Raw genomic sequence first — 15,828 nt, 5'->3', positions numbered from 1 at the left:
TCCGGTTGGAAGCTGTATTCACTGGTGTCTTATTTTCCGGTCGTGCTACCCGTACGTGCTTGGACCGCGATCGACCCAAACAGTGTCAACGGCACCGCATTGCCCATCGCCCGGCTTCCCAGGTCGTTCGGGTTCAGGTGGTCGCCGCTGTCGTACGCCGGCAGGAGGCGCGCGCCATGTGCCGGATCGCGCAGGACCTGGTCAAAGTCGATCACGCCGTCGAATTCGTCGGTCGCGCGGATCCATGTGTTGATCTGCTGGCGCACCTGCTCCCTGGCCGGCGAATACAGCGCCGAGCCTTCGAACGGCGGGAGCGTCGCGCCATAGACGGCGATACCCTTTTCGTGGGCCCGCGCGATCAGCTGCCGGTAGCCGGCAATGAGGGCGTTCTGGCTGACCGGCGCGTTCGCCGGGCTGCTGCCGATGTCCTCGATGCCCATCAGCACCGTCATGTAGCGCACCCCGGCCGTGGCCAGCACGTCGCGGTCGAACTCCGGCGCGTTGGACAGCAAGCGGTTGCCGCTGATGCCGCGATTGACCACGGAGAGGCGACCGTCGATCCCGGGTATGGGGTCGCGCACCGTCTGCAGGCGGCGGGCCAGCCAGTCGGGCCAGCGGCTGTTGGAGTCGGGCGTGGTGCGCGCGCCATTGGTGATCGAGTCGCCCAGCGTGACGATCGCCGCACCTGCGCTGTCCAGGTCCACCTCGGTCAGGAATGGCCACGACGCGATGGTGAGGGCGACCGGCATCGTGGTCGCGCCGGCGAAGTTCCCTTGCGTGGACACGTAGCTGCTCTGGGTCGTGTCGTGCGTGGTGGTGGCCCGGGCTGTACCAGGCAGGTAGATGCTGACGGCCAGGTCCGACAGCGGCGCCACGTTCAGCTCCACCGGGTCGGACAGCGCGGCCGCACCCGGGGGGATCGTGATCGACGGGGCGCCGCCGAAGGTGAGCGGCCGGTCGGTGCCGGGCACGATGCTCGCTACCGACGCCCGCACCGCGATGTCGGCCTGGCCGACACGCAATGCGGTGCTGCCCATTTCATTGGAAAGGCGGATGCGTACCCGGTTGCCGCCGATGCTGGCGTGGACCACGAGGCGCAGCGTTTGGTCGGCGAAAGTCTGCGTGCTGGACGGCTGCGGCGGGCCGGCGGGGCTGGAACCCCAGGTGGCGGTCCAGTGCTCCAGTTGCCGTTGCTGCGCGTGCGCCGCCGGCTGGAAGGCGATGGCGCTGGCCAGCAAGGCGCCTGCCAGTACCAGGGCGTGGAAAACGGGGGATTGCCGCATCATGCTTGCTCCTCTGCTCGAGCTGGCGTGGTGGCCACATGCACGTTGCATGGATCGCGTGACCAATCTAGGCAGGCTCGACCATGCGGGCAAGACATGATCGCGGGGTTTCTTGCGCTTGATCGAACCTCCCTCAAAAATCCAGTTCACTGAAGAATTTGTTTGCGGGAGAGTACAAATTCAGCACGTTCTTTCGCTTGGAAGCAACGCGGAAGAACAGCGCGCTTGGCGTATAATTGTGTTTTTCGTAACAAGGGGGACACATGCGCGCGATCGAAATTACGCAGCCGGGCAAGCCCGAGGTGCTGCAACTGTGCGAGCGTCCGCTGCCGCAGCTCAAGGCCGGCGAAGTGCTGATCAAGGTGCACGCGGCCGGCATCAACCGCCCCGACGTGCTGCAGCGCCTGGGCCACTACCCGGTGCCGCCGGGTGCGTCCGACCTGCCGGGTCTGGAAGTGGCGGGCGAAATCGTCGATGGCGACCTGGCGGGCAGCTCCTTCCAGAAGGGCGACATGGTGTGCGCGCTGGTGCAGGGCGGCGGCTATGCCGAATACTGCGCGGCGCCGCTGGCCCAATGCCTGCCGGTGCCGGCGGGCCTCTCGCCCGTGCAGGCGGCCTCGCTGCCGGAAACCTTTTTCACGGTCTGGAGCAACGTGTTCGACCGCTCCGCGCTGGCCGAGGGCGAGACGCTGCTGGTGCAAGGCGGTACCTCCGGCATTGGCGTGACCGCGATCCAGGTCGCCACCGCGCTGGGCCACCGCGTGTTCGCCACCGCAGGCACCGACGAAAAGTGCCGCGCCTGCGAGGCGCTTGGCGCCGAACGCGGCATCAACTACAAGACCGAGGATTTCGTGGCCGTGACCAAGGAGCTCACCGGCGGGCGCGGCGTGGACGTGGTGCTCGACATGGTGGCCGGGCCCTACGTGGCGCGCGAGATCGACTGCCTGGCCGACGACGGCCGCATTGCGCTGATCGCGCTCTTGGGCGGAGCCAAGGCGCAGGTGGACCTGGGACAGGTGCTGCGCCGCCGGCTGTCGATCAGCGGCTCGACCCTGCGCCCGCGTCCCGTCGCATTCAAGGCACAGATCGCGCAGCGCCTGCGCGAGCGGGTCTGGCCCCTGATCGAGGCGGGCAAGATCAAGCCGGTGATCTACAAGACCTTCCCGCTGGCCGAGGCGGCGCAGGCGCAGGCGCTGATGGAGTCCAGCACCCACGTGGGCAAGATCGTGCTGCAGGTGATTTGAGACACCGTCGTCCCGGCGCAAGCCGGGACCCATGCACAGTGCGCTACTTCGGATCGTCAGCATGGATCCCGGCTTGCGCCGGGATGACGGGACAGAAAGTGTGGTTCCAGGGCCGGCCGCGCCAGTCCTTGTTTGACCGTGACATCCACGACCGCTAGAATAGCGGGTTATTTGACTGCGGGGTTCTATGCGTCCCAAACTGGTCGTAGGTAACTGGAAGATGAACGGCAGCCGCGCTGCGAACGCAACGCTGCTGTCCGGCATTGTGGCGGGGCTCGGCGGTGCAAAAGCAAAAGCCGCGTGCGCAGTGTGCGCACCGGCGCCTTATCTGGCACAGTGCCAGGAACTGCTGGCCGGTACCCCGGTCGCCTGGGGCGCCCAGGATGTGTCCGTGCACGCGAGCGGCGCCTACACGGGCGAAGTGGCAGCGGCCATGCTGGCCGACTTTGCATGCCGCTACGTCATCGTCGGCCACTCCGAGCGCCGCGCCTACCATGGCGAGGGCAACGAGCTGGTGGCGCGCAAAGCCAAGGCCGCGCTCGACGCGGGCCTGACCCCGATCGTCTGCGTCGGCGAAACGCTGGCCCAGCGCGAGGCCAACCAGACCGCCGCCGTCGTCGGCGAGCAGCTGGGCACCGTGCTCGAGACCCTGAGCCCGGAAGAGGTGACCAAGATCGTGGTCGCCTACGAACCGGTGTGGGCGATCGGCACCGGCAAGACCGCCACCCCGGCCATGGCCCAGGAAGTGCACGCGCAGCTGCGTGCCCAGCTGAAGGTCCGTGTCGGCAAGGAAGCGGCGCAGCAACTGCACATCCTGTACGGCGGCAGCATGAAGCCGGACAATGCGGCCGAACTGATGGCCCAGCCGGACATCGATGGCGGCCTGATCGGTGGCGCCTCGCTCAAGGCTGCCGAATTCCTTGCCATCATCAACGCGGCCTGACCCTGCAAGGCCTCCTGAAAATAATCTGAAACCCCGTTAAACTTGGAATGGAATTGTAATGAGCACCTTGTTCAATCTGATCATTGTCCTGCAGGTCCTGTCGGCCCTGGCCATCGTCGGCCTGGTGTTGATGCAGCACGGTAAGGGCGCGGACATGGGCGCGGCCTTCGGTTCGGGCGCCTCGGGCAGCCTGTTCGGCGCCAGCGGCTCGTCGAACTTCCTGTCGAAGTCCACCGCGATCGCCGCCGTCATCTTCTTCGCCTGCACCCTGGGCCTGGCCTACGTGGGCAACAAGCGCCCGGCTGCCGGCACCGACGTGGGCGTGATGGGCCGCGTGACCGTGCCCTCGACCAATGCCCCGGCAACGACCGCTCCGGCCAACAACGCAGGCAACGCAGCACCGGTGCAGGCACCGGCCGCGCCGGCCACTTCCGCCCCGGCGCCGGCCAACCAGATTCCGAAGTAATCAGGCTTCTGTAAAGATAAGAAATATTGAGAAACTGTGCATTTTTCCTTGTGTCAACGCAATTTGTGCATTGAAAAAAGGTGCTAAGGCAGGGTAAAATAGCAGTCTCTTAGCCGACGTGGTGAAATTGGTAGACACGCTATCTTGAGGGGGTAGTGGCGAAAGCTGTGCGAGTTCGAGTCTCGCCGTCGGCACCAGGAATATCAGAAGCCAGCAAAGGCGCATGAGCTTCAGCTCTGCCTAAGCTGGCTTTTTTACGAGGATCAGTCGTACGATCCTGGTGTAGGGCACTTAGCCAGGGTTGCGCGATACGGCGCTGCAGTCAATGCGGCAGTTTCATTAACCGATCGTTCAAACAGGCTTCACAGTGAACCTCGAAAATTACTTCCCCGTTCTTCTCTTCATCCTTGTCGGTGCCGGTGTCGGCATCGCCCCGCAGGTGCTCGGCCGCCTGCTCGGGCCGTTCCGTCCGGACTCGGCCAAGCTCTCCCCGTACGAATGCGGCTTCGAGGCTTTCGAGGACGCCCGCATGAAGTTCGACGTGCGCTACTACCTGGTGGCGATCCTGTTTATTTTGTTTGATCTGGAAACGGCATTCTTCTTCCCGTGGGGCGTTGCGATGCGTGACCTGGGGTGGCCGGCCTTCGTGACGATGATGGTCTTCATCGCCGAGTTCGTGGTCGGTTTCTGGTACATCTGGAAGAAAGGTGCCCTTGATTGGGAATAAGCCATGGCAATTGAAGGCGTTTTAAACGAAGGTTTTATTACCACCACAGCTGACAAGCTGATCAACTGGGCGCGTACGGGATCGATGTTCCCGATGACTTTCGGCCTGGCTTGCTGCGCGGTCGAAATGATGCACGTGGGCGCCGCCCGCTACGACATGGACCGTTTCGGGGTCGTGTTCCGCCCGTCGCCGCGCCAGTCGGACGTGATGATCGTGGCCGGTACCCTGTGCAACAAGATGGCGCCGGCACTGCGCAAGGTGTACGACCAGATGGCCGAGCCGCGCTGGGTCATCTCGATGGGCTCCTGCGCCAACGGCGGCGGCTACTACCACTACTCCTACTCGGTGGTGCGTGGCTGCGATCGCATCGTGCCGGTCGATATCTATGTCCCGGGCTGCCCGCCGACCGCTGAAGCGCTGCTGTACGGCATCATCCAGCTGCAGAACAAGATCAAGCGCACCAACACCATCGCGCGCTAAATATTCCGGTTTTCACCATGACGACAAAACTCGAGACCCTTGAACTCGCCCTGAAAAATGCGCTGGGCGATGGCGCTTCCATCACGGTGGCGCTGGGCGAAGTGACGGTGGTAGTCAAGGCCGCCGACTACCTGGCCGCGATGCAGACCCTGCGCGACGATCCTGCCTTGCGTTTCGAAGAGCTGATCGACCTGTGCGGCGTGGACTACTCGCAGTACGGCGACGGCACCTGGGATGGCCTGCGCTTTGCGGCCGTGTCGCACCTGCTGTCGATCGAGCACAACTGGCGCGTGCGCGTGCGCGTGTTCGCGCCCGACGACGACATGCCCGTGATCCCGACCGTCACCGGCATCTGGCGTGCCGCCAACTGGTACGAGCGCGAAGCGTTCGACCTGTACGGCATCATGTTCGAGGGCCACGGCGACCTGCGCCGCATCCTCACCGACTACGGCTTCATCGGCCACCCGTTCCGCAAGGACTTCCCGATTTCGGGCTACGTCGAAATGCGCTACGACCCCGAGCAGAAGCGCGTGATCTACCAACCCGTGACGATCGAGCCGCGTGAAAACATTCCGCGCGTGATCCGCGAAGAAAACTACGGGATCAAATAATGGCTGAGCTTAAGAATTACACCCTGAACTTTGGTCCGCAGCACCCGGCAGCGCACGGCGTGCTGCGCCTCGTGCTGGAACTGGACGGCGAGGTGATCCAGCGCGCCGACCCGCACATCGGCCTGCTCCACCGCGGTACCGAGAAGCTGGCGGAAACGCGTACTTACCTGCAGTCGGTCCCGTACATGGATCGCCTGGACTACGTGTCGATGATGTGCAACGAGCACGGCTACGTGCTGGCCATCGAAAAGCTGCTCGGCATCGAAGTGCCGGTGCGCGCGCAGTACATCCGCGTGATGTTCGACGAGATCACCCGCATCCTGAACCACCTGATGTGGCTGGGCGCGCACGCGCTCGACATCGGCGCAATGGGCCCGTTCCTGTACTGCTTCCGTGACCGCGAAGACCTGTTCGACGTGTACGAGGCAGTGTCGGGCGCGCGCATGCACGCGGCCTACTATCGCCCGGGCGGCGTGTACCGCGACCTGCCGGACGCGATGCCCAAGCACAAGCCGTCGATCATCCGCAGCCAGAAGGCCATCGACGAACTGAACGAAACCCGCCAGGGCTCGGTGCTGGACTTCATCGACCTGTTCACCCAGCGCTTCGACGGCTACGTGGACGAATACGAGACCCTGCTGACCGACAACCGCATCTGGAAACAGCGTACCGTCGGCATCGGCGTGGTGTCGCCGGAAGACGCGAAGGCGATGGGCTTCACCGGCGCCATGCTGCGCGGCTCGGGCGTGGCCTGGGACCTGCGCAAGACCCAGCCGTACGCCGTGTACGACAAGATGGACTTCGACATCCCGGTCGGCACCAACGGCGACTCGTACGACCGCTACCTGGTGCGCGTGGAAGAGCTGCGCCAGTCCAACCGCATCATCAAGCAGTGCGTGGCCTGGCTGCGCGCGAACCCGGGTCCGGTGATGACCGACAACCACAAGGTCGCTCCGCCGAGCCGCGTGGACATGAAGACCAACATGGAGTCGCTCATCCACCACTTCAAGCTGTTCTCGGAAGGCTTCCACGTGCCGGCCGGCGAGGCCTACGCGGCGGTGGAACACCCGAAGGGCGAATTCGGCATCTACATCGTGTCCGACGGCGCCAACAAGCCGTACCGCCTGAAGATCCGTACCCCGGACTACGCCCACCTGCAGAGCCTTGACGAAATGGCGCGCGGCCACATGATCGCCGACGCCGTGACCATCATCGGCACCCAGGACATCGTGTTCGGCAGTATCGACAGGTAACGCCCACGTTCGCTAAGAAGGTAGACCAGATTATGTTATCCGAGCAGTGCTATAAAAAGATTGACCGCGAACTGGCCAAGTACCCGGCCGACCAGCGCCAGTCCGCCGTGATGGCCGCGCTGGCCCACGCGCAAGTCGAACTGGGCTGGCTGTCGCCCGAAACCATGCAGGAAGTCGCCGACTACATCGGCATGCCGGCCATCGCCGTGCAGGAAGTGGCGACCTTCTACAACATGTACAACCTCAAGCCGGTCGGCAAGCACAAGATCACCGTGTGCACCAACCTGCCGTGCGCCCTGTCCGGCGGCGAGCGCGCCGGCGAGTACCTGAAAGAAAAGCTGGGCATCGATTATCGCGAAACCACCGCCGACGGCATGTTCACGCTGCTGGAAGGCGAGTGCATGGGCGCCTGCGGCGACGCGCCGGTCATGCTGGTGAACAACCACCGCATGTGCTCGCACATGAGCCGCGAAAAGATCGACGCCATGCTCGAGGAGTTGAAGAAATGACCTGCCTGCACGACCGTCACATCAACCCGCTGATCCTCAAGGACCTGAACGGCGACAACTGGCACCTGGCCGACTACGTCAAGCGTGGCGGCTATTCGGCGCTGCGCCGCATCCTGGAAGAGAAGATCGCGCCGGAGCAGATCATTGCCGACCTGAAGGCCTCGGGCCTGCGTGGCCGCGGCGGCGCCGGTTTCCCGACCGGCCTGAAGTGGAGCTTCATGCCGCGCCAGTTCCCGGGCCAGAAATACCTCGTCTGCAACACCGACGAAGGCGAGCCGGGCACGTTCAAGGACCGCGACATCATCCGCTACAACCCGCACGCGCTGATCGAAGGCATGGCCATCGGCGCCTACGCGATGGGCATCACCGTGGGCTACAACTACATCCACGGCGAGATCTTCCAGGACTACCTGCGCTTTGAAGAGGCGCTGGAAGAGGCGCGCGCCGCCGGCTTTTTGGGCGACAAGATCATGGGCAGCGAGTTCAGCTTCCAGCTGCACGCGCACCACGGCTACGGCGCCTACATCTGCGGCGAAGAAACCGCGCTGCTCGAATCGCTGGAAGGCAAGAAGGGCCAGCCGCGCTTCAAGCCGCCGTTCCCGGCCTCGTTCGGCCTGTACGGCAAGCCGACCACGATCAACAACACCGAGACCTTCTCGGCCGTGCCCTTCATCCTGAACATGGGCGCCGAGAACTACATGGCGCTGGGCAAGCCGAACAACGGCGGCACCAAGATCTTCTCGATCTCGGGCGACATCGAGCGTCCGGGCAACTACGAAGTCCCGCTGGGCACTCCGTTCGCCAAGCTGCTCGAGCTGGCCGGCGGCATGCGCGGCGGCAAGAAGATCAAGGCGGTGATCCCGGGCGGTTCGTCGGCCCCGGTGATCCGCGGCGACGTCATGATGGACACCGACCTGGACTACGACTCGATCGCCAAGGCCGGTTCGATGCTCGGTTCGGGCGCCGTGATCGTCATGGACGAGACCCGCTGCATGGTCCGCTCGCTGCTGCGCCTGTCGTACTTCTACTTCGAGGAATCGTGCGGCCAGTGCACCCCGTGCCGTGAAGGCACCGGCTGGCTGTACCGCATGGTCCACCGCATCGAGCACGGCCAGGGCCGCGCGGAAGACATGGAGCTCTTGGCCTCGATCGCCGGCAACATCCAGGGCCGCACCATCTGCGCGCTGGGCGACGCCGCCGCGATGCCGGTGCAAGGCATGATCAAGAATTTCCGCGACGAATTCGAATACCACATCGAGCACAAGCGCTGCTTGGTGCCCGCATACATCTAAACCAGGTCAGGTAACGATCAAATGGTTGAAATTGAAATAGACGGCAAAAAAGTCGAGGTCCCGCCAGGTTCCATGGTGATGGACGCGGCCAACAAACTCGGCACCTACATTCCGCACTTCTGCTATCACAAGAAACTGTCGATCGCAGCGAACTGCCGCATGTGCCTGGTGGAAGTGGAGAAGGCGCCCAAGCCGCTGCCAGCTTGCGCCACCCCGGTGACCCCGAACATGATCGTGCGCACCCACAGCGACAAGGCCGTGCAGGCCCAGAAGTCGGTGATGGAGTTCCTGCTGATTAACCACCCGCTCGACTGCCCGATCTGCGACCAGGGCGGCGAGTGCCAGCTGCAAGACCTGGCCGTCGGTTACGGCAAGAGCGAATCGCGCTACAAGGAAGAAAAGCGCGTGGTCGCGCCGAAGGAAGCCGGCCCCTTGATCTCGATGGAAGAGATGAGCCGCTGCATCCAGTGCACCCGCTGCGTGCGCTTTGGCCAGGAAGTGGCAGGCCAGATGGAATTCGGCATGCTGGGCCGCGGCGAGCATTCGGAAATCTCGACTTTCGTCGGCAAGACCGTCGATTCTGAAGTGTCGGGCAATATGATCGACCTGTGCCCGGTGGGCGCGCTGACCTCCAAGCCGTTCCGCTACTCGGCACGTCCGTGGGAACTGTCGCGCCGCAAGTCGGTGTCGCCGCACGATTCGCTCGGCTCGAACCTGATCGTCCAGGTCAAGGGCGGCAAGGTGATGCGCGTGCTCCCGCTGGAGAACGAGGCGATCAACGAATGCTGGCTGTCGGACCGCGACCGCTTCTCGTACGAGGCGCTGGACAATGCCGACCGCCTGACCAACCCGATGATCAAGCAGGACGGCCAGTGGATCGACACCGACTGGCAGACCGCGCTGGAATACGTGGCCCACGGCCTGCGTAACATCCGCCACGAGCACGGCGCCGAGCACATCGCCGCGGTTGCCGCCGGCGGCTCGACGCTGGAAGAACTGCACCTGCTGGCCAAGGTCGCGCGCGGCCTGGGTTCGGCCAACATCGACTTCCGCCTGCGCCAGAGCGACTTTGCGCTGGACGAGGAAGTGGTGCCCTGGCTGGGCATGCCGGTTGCCGACATCTCGCTGCTCAAGCGCGTGCTGGTGATCGGTTCGTTCCTGCGCAAGGACCACCCGCTGGTCGCCACCCGCCTGCGCGCTGCCGCCAAGGCCGGCGCCAAGCTGACGATCATCAACGGCACCGCCGAAGAGAACCTGATCCCGACCGCGAAGAACATCACCGTGCTGCCGTCCGAATGGCTGGCTGCGCTGTCCGAGATCGTCGTGGCCGTCGCCGCCGCCAAGGGCGTTGCCGCCCCGGCCGGCTTCGAGGCCATCCAGGCCGGCGACGTCGCCAAGGCGATTGCCGCCACCCTGGTCGAGACCGGTGCAGAACTGCCGGGCGCCATCCTGCTGGGTAACGCTGCCGCGCAGCACCCGCAGGCAAGCAAGCTGCACGTGGCCGCACAATGGATCGCCGAGCAAACCGGCGCCAAGTTCGGTTACCTGCTGGACGCTGCCAACAGCGTCGGCGGCTACCTGGCCGGCGCCGTGGCCAAGCCGGAATCGGCCTTTGCATCGCCGAAGAAAGCCTTCGTCGTGTTGCACGCCGAGCCGGAGCTGGACTGCGCCAACCCGCAGCAAGCCCGTGCCGCGCTGGGTGCCGCCGAAATGGTCGTCGTGATGTCGCCGTTCAAGCACGGCCTGGACTACGCCGACGTGCTGCTGCCGGTGTCGCCGTTCAGCGAAACCTCGGGCACGTTCGTGAACGCCGAGGCCCGCGCACAGAGCTTCAACGGCACCGTGCGTCCGCTGGGCGAGACCCGTCCGGCCTGGAAGGTGCTGCGCGTGCTGGGCAACCTGCTGTCGCTGCCGGGCTTCGACTTCGAGACTTCGGAGCAGGTGCGCGACGACGTGCTGGGCAAGGGCGTGTTCGACGTGTCCGCGAAGCTGAACAACATCGCCAAGGTGCCGGCCGTTGCTGCCACCTACGGCAATGCCGGTTCGCTCGAGCGCGTGACCAACGTGCCGATCTACTACACCGACGCCATCGTGCGCCGTTCCGAGCCGCTGCAGCGCACCGCCGACGCCAACGCGCCGCTGGTCAGCCTGCCGAAGGCCCTGGCCGAGCAGCTGGGCGTGAAAGCGGGCGACAGCGTCAAGGTCACCCAGGGCAATGGCTCGGCCATCCTGGTGGCGAACGTGGACCCGACGCTGCCGGCGAACGCCGTGCGCGTGGCTGCCGGCCATCCGGCCGTGGCCAGCCTGGGCGCGATGTTCGGCACCATCAATGTTGAGAAAGCAGGGGAGGGCAAGTAATGGCAACGCCCGGTTTTATTGATACTCTGAACGCCACCGGCGCCGCCACCCTTGGTGGTGTGTGGCCGCTGGTCTGGACCCTGATCAAGATCGTGGTGGTGCTGCTGCCGCTGATGGGCCTGGTCGCTTACCTGACCCTGTGGGAACGCAAGCTGATCGGCTGGATCCAGATCCGTGTCGGCCCGAACCGCGTGGGCCCGGCCGGCCTGCTGCAGCCGATCGCCGACGCGGTCAAGCTGCTGTTCAAGGAAATCGTGATCCCGACCAAGGCCAGCAGCGCGCTGTTCGTGATCGGCCCGATCATGACCATCATGCCGGCACTGGCCGCCTGGGTGGTGGTGCCGTTCGGCCCGCAGGCTGCCTTGGCCGACGTCAACGCCGGCCTGCTCCTGCTGCTGGCGATCACCTCGATGGAGGTGTACGGCATCATCATCGCCGGCTGGTCGTCGAACTCGAAGTACTCGTTCATGGGCGCGATGCGCGCCTCGGCCCAGATGATTTCGTACGAGATCCCGATGGGCTTCGTGATGGTCGTGATCCTGATGGTTTCGGGCTCGCTGAACTTCTCGGACATCGTCGCCGGCCAGACCCGCGGCATGATGGCCAGCCACGGCCTGAACATCCTGTCCTGGAACTGGCTGCCGCTCTTGCCGCTGTTCGTGATCTACATCACCTCCGGTCTTGCCGAGTGCAACCGCCACCCGTTCGACGTGGTGGAAGGCGAGTCGGAAATCGTGGCCGGCCACATGGTCGAGTACTCGGGCATGTCGTACGCGATGTTCATGCTGGCCGAGTACGGCAACATGATCCTGGTCGGCGCGCTGGCATCGATCATGTTCCTGGGTGGCTGGTCGGCTCCGTTCTCGTTCCTGGAGTTCGGCGGCGGCTTCGGCGGCTTCTTCTGGCTGTTCGCCAAGACCTTCATGTTCGTATCCCTGTTCATCTGGGTGCGCGGCACCTTCCCGCGTTACCGCTATGACCAGATCATGCGCCTGGGCTGGAAAGTGTTCATCCCGCTGACGCTGGTGTGGCTGGTCCTGGTCGCTGCCGTGATGCAGACCCCGTGGAACATTTGGAAGTAAGGAAGCGCATTACATCATGGATCGTTTAAAAGACTTCTTCGGCAGCTTCATGCTGACCGAACTCTTCAAGGGGCTGGCCCTGACCGGACGCTACGCGTTCTCGCGCAAGATCACGGTGCAGTACCCGGAAGAGAAGACCCCGATGTCGCCGCGCTTCCGCGGCCTGCACGCGCTGCGCCGTTATCCGAACGGCGAAGAGCGCTGCATCGCCTGCAAACTGTGCGAGGCGGTGTGCCCGGCCATGGCCATCACGATCGAGTCGGCACAGCGCGAGGACGGCACCCGCCGCACCACGCGCTACGACATCGACCTGACCAAGTGCATCTTCTGCGGCTTCTGCGAAGAGTCCTGCCCGGTCGACTCGATCGTCGAGACCCACGTGCTCGAATACCACGGCGAAAAACGCGGCGATCTCTACTACACCAAAGAGATGCTGCTGGCCGTCGGTGACCGCTACGAGGCCGACATCGCCGCCAACCGCGAAGCCGACGCGCCGTATCGCTAATAACAAGGTCCTGGGTTAGACATGGAATTCAAAACTTTTCTGTTCTACGCGTTCGCGGTCATCATGACCTTGGCCGCACTGCGCGTCATTACCGCCCGGAACCCGGTGCACGCCGCGCTGTTCCTGGTGCTCGCGTTCTTCAACGCGGCCGGTATCTGGATGCTGCTCAAGGCCGAGTTCCTGGCGATCGTGCTGGTGCTCGTGTACGTCGGCGCCGTGATGGTGCTGTTCCTGTTCGTCGTGATGATGCTCGACATTAACATCGACCGGATGCGCGAAGGCTTCTGGGGCTACTTGCCGTTAGCCAGCGGCATCGGCGCCCTGATCGTGCTGGAGATGGGTGCGGTGCTGTGGCGCGGCTTCCTCGGCGTGAACGAGAACGCTGCGGCCAACGCCGGCAACATCGGCGGCACCAAGGAACTGGGCATGCTGATCTATACCCAGTACATCTACGGTTTCGAGATCGCCGCTGCGATCCTGCTGGTGGCGATCATCGCCGCAGTCGCCCTGACCCTGCGTAAGCGCAAGGACACCAAGGCGATCGACCCGGGCCTGGCCGTGCGCGTCAAGCGCAACGACCGCCTGAAGATCGTGAAGATGCAAGCGGTGAAAGAGGCGCCTGCCGCTCCTGCAGAAGCAAACAAGGAGGCTGCAAAATGACGCTCTCGCTCGCACACTACCTGGTCCTGGGCGCGATCCTGTTCGCGATCTCGATCGTCGGCATTTTCCTGAACCGTAAGAACGTCATCATCCTGCTGATGGCCATCGAGCTGATGCTCCTGGCCGTGAACCTGAACTTCGTCGCCTTCTCGCATTACCTGGGCGACGCGGCAGGGCAGATCTTCGTGTTCTTCATCCTCACCGTGGCGGCGGCCGAATCGGCCATTGGCCTGGCGATCCTGGTGGTCCTGTTCCGCAACCTGGACACGATCAACGTGGAAGACCTCGACAGCCTGAAGGGCTAAGCGGTTATTGATAACTCATCCTCGATTAAATAAAAGGTTCAACAATGGTGGGTAATTCTCTCGACGCTAACCTGCTCCTGGCTGTCCCGCTGGCGCCGCTCGCAGGCTCCGCGATCGCAGGCCTGCTCGGTACCAAGTTCCTTGGTAACGTAGTCGGACGCAAGGTTTCGCACAGCGCGACCATCCTGGGCGTGCTGATCGCGCTGATCATCTCGGTGCAGACCCTGATGGCGGTGATGAACGGCGCCTCGTTCAATGGCGACATCTACACCTGGATGACGGTGGCCGGCATGAAGATGACGGTCGGCTTCCAGATCGACGCGCTGTCCGCGATGATGATGTGCGTGGTCACCTTCGTGTCGCTGTGCGTGCACATCTACACGATCGGCTACATGGCCGACGACGAAGGCTACAACCGCTTCTTCTCGTACATCTCGCTGTTCACGTTCTCGATGCTGATGCTGGTCATGTCCAACAACTTCCTGCAGCTGTTCTTCGGCTGGGAAGCAGTGGGCCTGGTCTCTTACCTGCTGATCGGCTTCTGGTACACCCGCCCGACCGCGATCTTCGCGAACATGAAGGCGTTCCTGGTGAACCGCGTCGGCGACTTCGGCTTCATCCTCGGCATCGGCCTGTTGCTGGCGTTTGCCGGCTCGATGAACTACCAGGACGTGTTCGCCCAGCGCGAGCAGCTGGCAACGCTGACGGTGCCGGGCATCGGCTGGCCGCTGCTCACCGCCGCCTGCATTTGCCTGTTTATCGGCGCGATGGGTAAATCGGCCCAGTTCCCGCTGCACGTGTGGCTGCCGGACTCGATGGAAGGCCCGACCCCGATCTCGGCGCTGATCCACGCCGCGACCATGGTTACCGCCGGCATTTTCATGGTGTCGCGCATGTCGCCGCTGTTCGAGCTGTCCGATACGGCCCTGTCGTTCGTGATCGTCATCGGCGCCATCACCGCGCTGTTCATGGGTTTCCTGGGCATCATCCAGAACGACATCAAGCGCGTGGTCGCTTACTCGACCCTGTCGCAGCTGGGCTACATGACCGTGGCGCTGGGCGCTTCGGCCTACAACGTGGCCGTGTTCCACCTGATGACCCACGCATTCTTCAAGGCGCTGCTGTTCCTTGGTGCCGGTTCGGTCATCATCGGCATGCACCACGACCAGGACATGCGCAACATGGGCGGCCTGCGCAAGTACATGCCGATCACCTGGATCACCTCGCTGATCGGTTCGCTGGCCCTGATCGCCACCCCGTTCTTCTCGGGCTTCTACTCGAAGGACTCGATCATCGAGGCGGTCGCCGCTTCGGAGATCCCGGGTTCGGGCTTCGCCTACTTCGCCGTCATGGCTGGCGTGTTCATCACTGCTTTCTACTCGTTCCGCATGTATTTCCTGGTCTTCCATGGCAAGGAGCAGTGGAACGAGAAGCACCACCACGTGAGCCACGGCCACGACTCGGATGCGCACAATGAAGAAGAAGACCACGAGGGCGAACACCACCACGGCCTGCACCCGGGCGACAAGCCGCACGAGTCGCCGTGGGTCGTGACCCTGCCGCTGGTGCTGCTGGCGATCCCGTCGGTGATCATCGGCTACCTGACCGTCCAGCCGATGCTGTTCGGCGACTTCTTCAAGGGCGTCATCTTCGTGGGCGAGAACCACAAGGCCATGGAAGAGCTGGCGCACGAGTTCCACGGCGCGGCCGCCATGGGCATGCATGCAGTGACGACCGTGCCCTTCTGGCTCGCGGTGGCTGGCGTGGCCGCGGCGTACTACTGCTACATGGTCAACCGCAAGGTGCCGGAACTGTTCTATAACGCGCTGCGTCCGATCTACACGCTGCTCGACAACAAATACTACATGGACAAGTTCAACGAAGTGGTCTTCGCTGGCGGCGCGCGCGCCCTCGGTGGCGGCCTGTGGAAGGTGGGCGACCGCGGCCTGATCGACGGCCTGCTCGTCAACGGCAGCGCCAAGCTGGTGGGCTGGTTCGCCGCCATCGTGCGCACGTTCCAGACCGGTTACATCTATCACTACGCGTTCGTGATGATCGTCGGCGTGCTGGCAACGCTGCTGTACTTCTTCCCGTTCTGGCACGCATAAAT

16 protein-coding genes and 1 tRNA gene are annotated in these 15,828 nt (G+C 63.8%); 16 read left to right on the top strand and 1 reads right to left on the bottom strand.

Annotation, left to right across the window (positions count from 1 at the left end; translation table 11 throughout):
• Nucleotides 1–29 precede the first annotated feature (29 nt).
• A complete protein-coding gene (locus tag NX774_RS03505; RefSeq protein WP_258820751.1) occupies nucleotides 30–1,286 on the bottom strand; it encodes an SGNH/GDSL hydrolase family protein in 1,257 nt (418 codons plus the stop codon).
• Nucleotides 1,287–1,546: 260 nt separating this feature from the next.
• Here NX774_RS03505 and NX774_RS03500 point away from each other — a divergent pair, with 260 nt between their 5' ends.
• From NX774_RS03500 to nuoL, 16 genes are all read left to right on the top strand, one after another.
• Entirely contained in the window at nucleotides 1,547–2,527 is a 981-nt protein-coding gene (locus NX774_RS03500; protein WP_258820750.1) for an NAD(P)H-quinone oxidoreductase, read from the top strand.
• A gap of 187 nt (nucleotides 2,528–2,714) precedes the next feature.
• A complete protein-coding gene (gene tpiA, locus NX774_RS03495) occupies nucleotides 2,715–3,470 on the top strand; it encodes a triose-phosphate isomerase (protein WP_258820749.1) in 756 nt (251 codons plus the stop codon).
• Nucleotides 3,471–3,528: 58 nt separating this feature from the next.
• Nucleotides 3,529–3,936: a preprotein translocase subunit SecG gene (gene secG / locus NX774_RS03490; protein WP_258820748.1), complete on the top strand. Its 408-nt coding sequence runs from the start codon at nucleotides 3,529–3,531 to the stop codon at nucleotides 3,934–3,936.
• A 112-nt stretch (nucleotides 3,937–4,048) separates the two neighbouring features.
• A tRNA-Leu gene (locus NX774_RS03485) sits at nucleotides 4,049–4,133 on the top strand.
• Nucleotides 4,134–4,303: 170 nt separating this feature from the next.
• Complete coding sequence (locus NX774_RS03480) at nucleotides 4,304–4,663, top strand: NADH-quinone oxidoreductase subunit A (protein ID WP_258820747.1); 360 nt, start codon at nucleotides 4,304–4,306, stop codon at nucleotides 4,661–4,663.
• Between the two features lie 3 nt (nucleotides 4,664–4,666).
• A complete protein-coding gene (locus NX774_RS03475; protein ID WP_258820746.1) occupies nucleotides 4,667–5,143 on the top strand; it encodes a NuoB/complex I 20 kDa subunit family protein in 477 nt (158 codons plus the stop codon).
• A gap of 17 nt (nucleotides 5,144–5,160) precedes the next feature.
• On the top strand, nucleotides 5,161–5,754 hold the full coding sequence (locus NX774_RS03470; RefSeq protein WP_258820745.1) for an NADH-quinone oxidoreductase subunit C: 594 nt from the start codon (nucleotides 5,161–5,163) through the stop codon (nucleotides 5,752–5,754).
• On the top strand, nucleotides 5,754–7,007 hold the full coding sequence (locus NX774_RS03465; protein ID WP_258820744.1) for an NADH-quinone oxidoreductase subunit D: 1,254 nt from the start codon (nucleotides 5,754–5,756) through the stop codon (nucleotides 7,005–7,007). Before NX774_RS03470 ends, NX774_RS03465 begins: the two co-directional genes overlap by 1 nt.
• A 32-nt stretch (nucleotides 7,008–7,039) precedes the next feature.
• On the top strand, nucleotides 7,040–7,516 hold the full coding sequence (nuoE, locus tag NX774_RS03460) for an NADH-quinone oxidoreductase subunit NuoE (RefSeq protein ID WP_258820743.1): 477 nt from the start codon (nucleotides 7,040–7,042) through the stop codon (nucleotides 7,514–7,516).
• Entirely contained in the window at nucleotides 7,513–8,808 is a 1,296-nt protein-coding gene (gene nuoF, locus NX774_RS03455) for an NADH-quinone oxidoreductase subunit NuoF (RefSeq protein ID WP_258820742.1), read from the top strand. Before nuoE ends, nuoF begins: the two co-directional genes overlap by 4 nt.
• A gap of 21 nt (nucleotides 8,809–8,829) precedes the next feature.
• On the top strand, nucleotides 8,830–11,166 hold the full coding sequence (gene nuoG / locus NX774_RS03450) for an NADH-quinone oxidoreductase subunit NuoG (protein WP_258820741.1): 2,337 nt from the start codon (nucleotides 8,830–8,832) through the stop codon (nucleotides 11,164–11,166).
• Nucleotides 11,166–12,248 (top strand): NADH-quinone oxidoreductase subunit NuoH, encoded by a 1,083-nt coding sequence (nuoH, locus tag NX774_RS03445; protein ID WP_258820739.1) that lies wholly within the window; start codon nucleotides 11,166–11,168, stop codon nucleotides 12,246–12,248. Before nuoG ends, nuoH begins: the two co-directional genes overlap by 1 nt.
• 16 nt (nucleotides 12,249–12,264) lie before the next feature.
• Complete coding sequence (gene nuoI / locus NX774_RS03440) at nucleotides 12,265–12,753, top strand: NADH-quinone oxidoreductase subunit NuoI (protein ID WP_258820738.1); 489 nt, start codon at nucleotides 12,265–12,267, stop codon at nucleotides 12,751–12,753.
• A gap of 21 nt (nucleotides 12,754–12,774) precedes the next feature.
• A complete protein-coding gene (locus tag NX774_RS03435; protein ID WP_258820737.1) occupies nucleotides 12,775–13,413 on the top strand; it encodes an NADH-quinone oxidoreductase subunit J in 639 nt (212 codons plus the stop codon).
• Entirely contained in the window at nucleotides 13,410–13,718 is a 309-nt protein-coding gene (gene nuoK / locus NX774_RS03430) for an NADH-quinone oxidoreductase subunit NuoK (RefSeq protein ID WP_258820736.1), read from the top strand. The genes NX774_RS03435 and nuoK overlap by 4 nt, the downstream gene beginning before the upstream one ends.
• A gap of 44 nt (nucleotides 13,719–13,762) precedes the next feature.
• Nucleotides 13,763–15,826 carry an NADH-quinone oxidoreductase subunit L gene (nuoL, locus tag NX774_RS03425; protein WP_307731090.1) on the top strand — a complete coding sequence of 688 codons (2,064 nt, stop codon included), beginning with the start codon at nucleotides 13,763–13,765 and terminating at the stop codon, nucleotides 15,824–15,826.
• Nucleotides 15,827–15,828: the final 2 nt, after the last annotated feature.

The sequence above is a fragment of the Massilia agilis genome (assembly GCF_024756255.1).
GTDB lineage: Bacteria > Pseudomonadota > Gammaproteobacteria > Burkholderiales > Burkholderiaceae_D > Telluria > Telluria agilis.
The sequence above is the reverse complement of the archived record's forward strand: the minus strand, read 5'-3'. Positions and strand labels throughout refer to the sequence as shown.

Excerpts from the sequence above, each read along its gene's own strand:
- NX774_RS03505 (WP_258820751.1), bottom strand. The coding sequence starts at position 1,286 with ATGATGCGGCAATCCCCCGTTTTCCACGCCCTGGTACTGGCAGGCGCC.
- NX774_RS03500 (WP_258820750.1), top strand. The coding sequence starts at position 1,547 with ATGCGCGCGATCGAAATTACGCAGCCGGGCAAGCCCGAGGTGCTGCAA.
- tpiA (WP_258820749.1), top strand. The coding sequence starts at position 2,715 with ATGCGTCCCAAACTGGTCGTAGGTAACTGGAAGATGAACGGCAGCCGC.
- secG (WP_258820748.1), top strand. The coding sequence starts at position 3,529 with ATGAGCACCTTGTTCAATCTGATCATTGTCCTGCAGGTCCTGTCGGCC.
- NX774_RS03475 (WP_258820746.1), top strand. The coding sequence starts at position 4,667 with ATGGCAATTGAAGGCGTTTTAAACGAAGGTTTTATTACCACCACAGCT.
- NX774_RS03470 (WP_258820745.1), top strand. The coding sequence starts at position 5,161 with ATGACGACAAAACTCGAGACCCTTGAACTCGCCCTGAAAAATGCGCTG.
- NX774_RS03465 (WP_258820744.1), top strand. The coding sequence starts at position 5,754 with ATGGCTGAGCTTAAGAATTACACCCTGAACTTTGGTCCGCAGCACCCG.
- nuoE (WP_258820743.1), top strand. The coding sequence starts at position 7,040 with ATGTTATCCGAGCAGTGCTATAAAAAGATTGACCGCGAACTGGCCAAG.
- nuoF (WP_258820742.1), top strand. The coding sequence starts at position 7,513 with ATGACCTGCCTGCACGACCGTCACATCAACCCGCTGATCCTCAAGGAC.
- nuoG (WP_258820741.1), top strand. The coding sequence starts at position 8,830 with ATGGTTGAAATTGAAATAGACGGCAAAAAAGTCGAGGTCCCGCCAGGT.
- nuoH (WP_258820739.1), top strand. The coding sequence starts at position 11,166 with ATGGCAACGCCCGGTTTTATTGATACTCTGAACGCCACCGGCGCCGCC.
- nuoI (WP_258820738.1), top strand. The coding sequence starts at position 12,265 with ATGGATCGTTTAAAAGACTTCTTCGGCAGCTTCATGCTGACCGAACTC.
- NX774_RS03435 (WP_258820737.1), top strand. The coding sequence starts at position 12,775 with ATGGAATTCAAAACTTTTCTGTTCTACGCGTTCGCGGTCATCATGACC.
- nuoK (WP_258820736.1), top strand. The coding sequence starts at position 13,410 with ATGACGCTCTCGCTCGCACACTACCTGGTCCTGGGCGCGATCCTGTTC.
- nuoL (WP_307731090.1), top strand. The coding sequence starts at position 13,763 with ATGGTGGGTAATTCTCTCGACGCTAACCTGCTCCTGGCTGTCCCGCTG.